Here is a 4,619-nt window from a genome sequence, read left to right on the forward strand (position 1 = left end):
GGGTGGGGGCGGCCGTTCCCGGCTCGTTGCCGGTGGGCGTGGCGGTGGGCGACGTGCCGTCGGTCCGCTTCAGGTCGGCGGGCGCTGCCGCGCCGGACTCGTCGCTCGACGGCTGCGAGGTGGGGGAGGGCGGCTTGCTGCACGCCACCGGGCCGAGCACGAGCACGGCGGAGAGCAGCAGGGAGCGGACGTTCATGGCGACTCCGTTCAAGGGGGCCGCAGTGTCCTCCGCTGCCAGCCCGGGTTCCAGGTTATCCATGCGGTGCCAGGGGGCTCCACGTAGGGGACCCCTCCCGCCGCCTGTTCAACGTCCGGGCCTCGCGGTCAGGTCCACTCTGCCCGGCCGGGTGCCCGCCGGCCAGGGTGGCACGGGCGATTTCCACCCGGGTCCCACCTGGACGCCCGGACAGGTTGAAAATCACGGACAGTGGCAAGCGTTGAAGGGGTTCGTAGGAGGGCGGAAGGGTGATTCCGTTCGTTGACGCTCCCGCGGGCGCGGGCTACATCCCGCCCCGCGATATCGGCCTTCCGGGCCGTGACCTGTAAGGACGCCCACGATGGAATTCCGCATCGCCTCCGACGAGCTGAAGAAGGCCCTCTATCGCGCCCAGGGCATCGTGGAGCGCAAGACGACGATGCCCATCCTCGCCAACGTGCTCCTCACGGCGAACAAGGGCAGCATCACCGTCACGGCCTTCGACCTGGACATCGGCGTGGTGTCCGAGCACCCCGCCGAGGTCACCAAGCCTGGCGCCGTCACGCTGAGCGCCAAGTACGTCTTCGACATCGTGCAGAACCTGCCGGACGCGCAGGTGACGCTGAAGAAGCTCGCGAACAACTACGTCGACATCAGCTCCGGCTCCGCGCACTTCAAGATCGTCGGCCTGCCCGCCGAGGAGTATCCGAAGCTGCCCAAGGAGGAGAACGCGCCGCTGGTGCAGATCTCCGGCAACACGCTGCTGGAGATGATCCGCAAGACGCAGTTCGCCATCTCCAGCGACGAGACGCGCTACATCCTCAACGGCGTCTTCTTCGAGCCGCAGGCGAGCGGCAAGGTGCGCATGGTGGCGACGGACGGTCACCGGCTGTCGCTCATCGAGCGCGACATGGCGGGCGACTTCAAGTTGAAGAGCGGCGTCATCATCCCGCGCAAGGGCCTGATGGAGCTGAAGCGCCTGCTGGACGAGGCCCCAGACGCCGAGTGCCACCTGGGCTTCGCGGAGAACTCGGCGCTGTTCAAGAAGCCGGGCCTCACCATGGTGATGCGCCTCATCGACGGGCAGTTCCCGGAGTACCAGCGCGTCATCCCCAAGGAGGGCGAGAAGGTCGTCCTCGTGCCGAAGACGCGCCTGCTGGAAGGGCTCAAGCGCATCGCGCTCTTGTCGGCGGACAAGAGCAACGCCATCCGCATCGGGCTGGAGAAGGGCAAGCTGCTCATCACCGCCAGCAACCCGGACCTGGGCGAGGCGCGCGACGCGCTGGACGTGGACTACCAGGGCGGGGACATCACCATCGGCTTCAACGCCCGCTACCTGATGGACGTGCTGGGCGTCACCGACACGGACGAGGTCAACTTCGAGCTGGGCGACGAGCACAGCCCGGGCGTGCTGCACGGTCCCGGCGACCGCAGCTTCACCGCCGTGGTCATGCCCATGCGCGTTTGAGCAGGGCCCGCGTCCAACTTCCCACGTCGGTCCCCGCGCACCGTTCCACGCTCGACGCTCCGCGCCAAGGGGTGGCCTGCGGCCGGAGCGGCGCCTCCTTATGATGGGGGCGTGGCGACCCGTCCGGACGACCTGAGAGCGCGGCTGGAGGACCGAGCGGACCTCCTGGAGGCCACGCGCCTGCGCTACCGCGCGCTCAAGGGCGTGCTGGAGTCCTTCTTCTGGAAGGACCGGCTGCGCAACCACTTCGAGCTGCTGCGGGAGGTGGCCACGGTGCAGCCGGAGGTGGACGCGACGCTGGCCGCGCTGAAGCGTCGCTCGGAGGTGGAGGGCTGGCCGCGTGACACCGGGCCCGTGAAGCTGATGCTGGACGTGTCCCGGCTGCGCGAGGCGGTGGACCGCGCGGCGCGGCGGCGGTTGTCCGGGGCCGGAGCCGACGCGGCCCCCGTCACGCTGGGAGAAGCGCTGCTGCGCCTGGAGACGGAGGTGCTGGACGCGGGGCCGCTGCTGGGCGGTCGGGTCTGGGCCCAGGCGGTGGAGCTGCTGCCGCGGAACCTGCCGGAGCTGAGGGCCGCGTGCGCCGCGGGCGAGGTGTTCGAGCGCGTGTTCAAGCGTCCCGTGACGGAAGGGGCGCCGGCGTTCTCCGAGGACGAGGCGCGCGAGCTGGCACGGGCGCTGCCGCTGGGCGCCGCGTCGCTGGTGGCGCTGTGGGAGCGGCTGGAGCGCTACGACTCGCGGGGCCGGGTGAAGGACTTCCTCCAGCGCAGGATGCGCCGGGCGCCCATGCGGGTGCCGCGCAGCGGGCCGGAGCTGCTGTTGCACGCGGCCTTCTGGCACGACGTGGCGCGGGTGCGGGTGCGCGCGGTGCTGGAGGCGGAGCTGGCGCCGGTGGTGCCGCGCGAGGCGGAGCTGCCCGCGCTCCTGTCGTGGCATGCCGCGCGGGCATCCCAGCCGGAGCTGCGATTGGAGTGCGGGGACGCGTTCACGGAAGGCCGCGCGGGGCTGGTGGAAGCGGCGGCGGCGCTGGCGGCCCTGTCGCGCGAGCGGCCCCGGGGCGCGTGGAGCGAGGAGACGGCGTGGGCGCGGCTGGAGCAGGCGGCGCAACGGGCGCGGACCGAGGAGGGGCCGGAGGTGGAGGCCCTGCGGGACGCCTTGCGGCTCTTCGTGTTGCTGCGGGGACAGGCGCGCACGCCCGCGCGGCTGTTCTCACCCGGGAGCGCGAAGCCGGCCGCGCTGGACGTGGGCGGGACGCGGGACCTGCTCGCGCTGGTGCAGGCGGCGCGTCACGCGGCCCTGCGGCAGGGCGGATAAGACAGACGTCGGACTGGAGGGTGGTTTGAGGGCGGCGGGAGGCTTCTGTTAGGTTGGAAGCCATACCATGACCGACCCCGCCTCTCCGCCGGCCTCCGACGCCGCGCCGTTGCAGTTCGACCAGGCCGACTACACCGAGCCGCCCCCGGCCCCCCGGTGCACCGCCTGTGAGCGCCCCATCTCGAGCACCTACTACGAGGTGAACAGCCACCTGCTGTGCCCGGAGTGTCGGGAGACGGTGGAGGCGTCGTTGACGGGCGGCTCGAAGTCGAAGCGCTTCCTGAAGGCCAGCGTGTTTGGCTTTGGCGCGGCCGTCGCGGGGGCGCTGGTGTATTTCCTGGTGAGCCTGTCGGGCTACAACATCGGCCTCATCGCCGTCCTGGTGGGCTGGATGGTGGGCACGGCCGTGTTCAAGGGCTCGGACGGGCGCGGGGGGTGGTTCTACCAGCTGGTCGCGGTGGTGCTGACGTACCTGTCGGTGGCCGCCTCGCTCGCGCCGGAGGTCTACAAGGGCTTCGAGGCGCAGCAGGCCGAGTCCGTCCAGGCGGCAGCGCCCACGGGCGGACCCGCGGCCCAGGCGCCCGCCGCCGCGCCGGAAGCGGCCGGGGACGCGGCGACACCGACCTCGCCGGAGGCCGCCGTCGTCCTCACCGCGATCATCTCCGTGGCGGCGCCCGTGCTGGTGGGCATCGAAAGCCCGCTGTCGGGGCTCATCTACGGGTTCGCGCTGTACGAGGCATGGCGCCGCAACAAGAAGGCGGTGCTGAACATCGCCGGGCCGTTCAAGCTGGCCGACGCATCCGGGGCCGAGGCATCCGAGCCGCAGGAGCGGTCCGTTGGCTGAAGCGCTTGCAATCCCTCTCACCCCACGCTGTGAGGGTTGTGGTTCGGAGCTCGCGCCCCGACTGCTCACGTGTCCCGCGTGCCGGAAGCTGGTGCATGGGCAGACGTTGAAGCGGCTCGCGGCGGAGGCGCAGGAGGCCACGGACCGGGGCGCGCCGCTGGAGGCGCTGGCGCTGTGGCGTCAGGCCCTGGACCTGTTGCCGCCGGGCACGGGTCAGCACGCGCAGGTGACGGCGAAGGTGACGGCGCTGAGCCAGCAGGTGGATGCGCTGGGATTGGCGGCGCCGCTGGCGGAGGCGGAGCGCAAGCGCTCGGGCATGCCCAAGGTGCTGGCCAGCATGGGCGCGCTGGGGCTGATGCTGTGGAAGTTCAAGTTCGTGCTGCTGCTCCTGCTGGGCAAGGGGAAGCTGCTGCTCGCCGGGCTCACGCAGGCGAGCACGCTGTTCTCCATGCTGCTGGCGGTGGGCGTGTACTGGACGGCGTGGGGTTGGCGCTTCGCGCTGGGGCTGGTGGTGTGCATCTACGTGCATGAGATGGGGCACGTGGCGTCGCTGCGCCGCTTTGGCATGCAGGCCAGCGCGCCCATGTTCATCCCGGGCCTGGGCGCGTTCGTGCGCTTGAAGCAGTCGCCGGTGGATGGGCGCGAGGACGCGCGCGTGGGCTTGGCGGGGCCCATCTGGGGGAGCGCGGCGGCGGTGGTGGCGCTGGTCGCGGCGGTCCTCACGGGATGGAAGGGATTGGGCGCCATCGCGCACGCGGCGGCCTGGCTCAACGTGTTCAACCTGGTGCCGCTGTGGCAGC

The 4,619-nt window shown here is 71.4% G+C and carries 4 protein-coding genes and 1 pseudogene; 4 read left to right on the forward strand and 1 reads right to left on the reverse strand.

Translation table 11 applies throughout. From position 1 onward, the window contains the following. Positions 1–196, reverse strand: a pseudogene (locus D7V93_RS38550) (hypothetical protein); the annotation flags it as partial. A gap of 361 nt (positions 197–557) precedes the next feature. Here D7V93_RS38550 and dnaN point away from each other — a divergent pair. The 4 genes from dnaN to D7V93_RS38570 all read left to right on the forward strand — a co-directional run. Next, on the forward strand, positions 558–1,664 hold the full coding sequence (dnaN, locus tag D7V93_RS38555) for a DNA polymerase III subunit beta (RefSeq protein ID WP_120613515.1): 1,107 nt from the start codon (positions 558–560) through the stop codon (positions 1,662–1,664). Positions 1,665–1,775: 111 nt separating this feature from the next. Beyond that, complete coding sequence (locus D7V93_RS38560; RefSeq protein ID WP_120648066.1) at positions 1,776–2,975, forward strand: ATP-binding protein; 1,200 nt, start codon at positions 1,776–1,778, stop codon at positions 2,973–2,975. Between the two features lie 67 nt (positions 2,976–3,042). After that, the gene (locus D7V93_RS38565) at positions 3,043–3,819 is read left to right on the forward strand and encodes an LIM domain-containing protein (protein WP_120648067.1); all 777 of its coding nucleotides are present in this window, start codon (positions 3,043–3,045) and stop codon (positions 3,817–3,819) included. 91 nt (positions 3,820–3,910) lie between these two features. After that, positions 3,911–4,619, forward strand: a 709-nt coding sequence (locus D7V93_RS38570; protein WP_120648068.1) for a site-2 protease family protein, incomplete at its 3' end; no start/stop codon positions are given.

The sequence above is a fragment of the Corallococcus llansteffanensis genome (genome assembly GCF_003612055.1).
In the GTDB taxonomy this organism is placed as follows: domain Bacteria; phylum Myxococcota; class Myxococcia; order Myxococcales; family Myxococcaceae; genus Corallococcus; species Corallococcus llansteffanensis.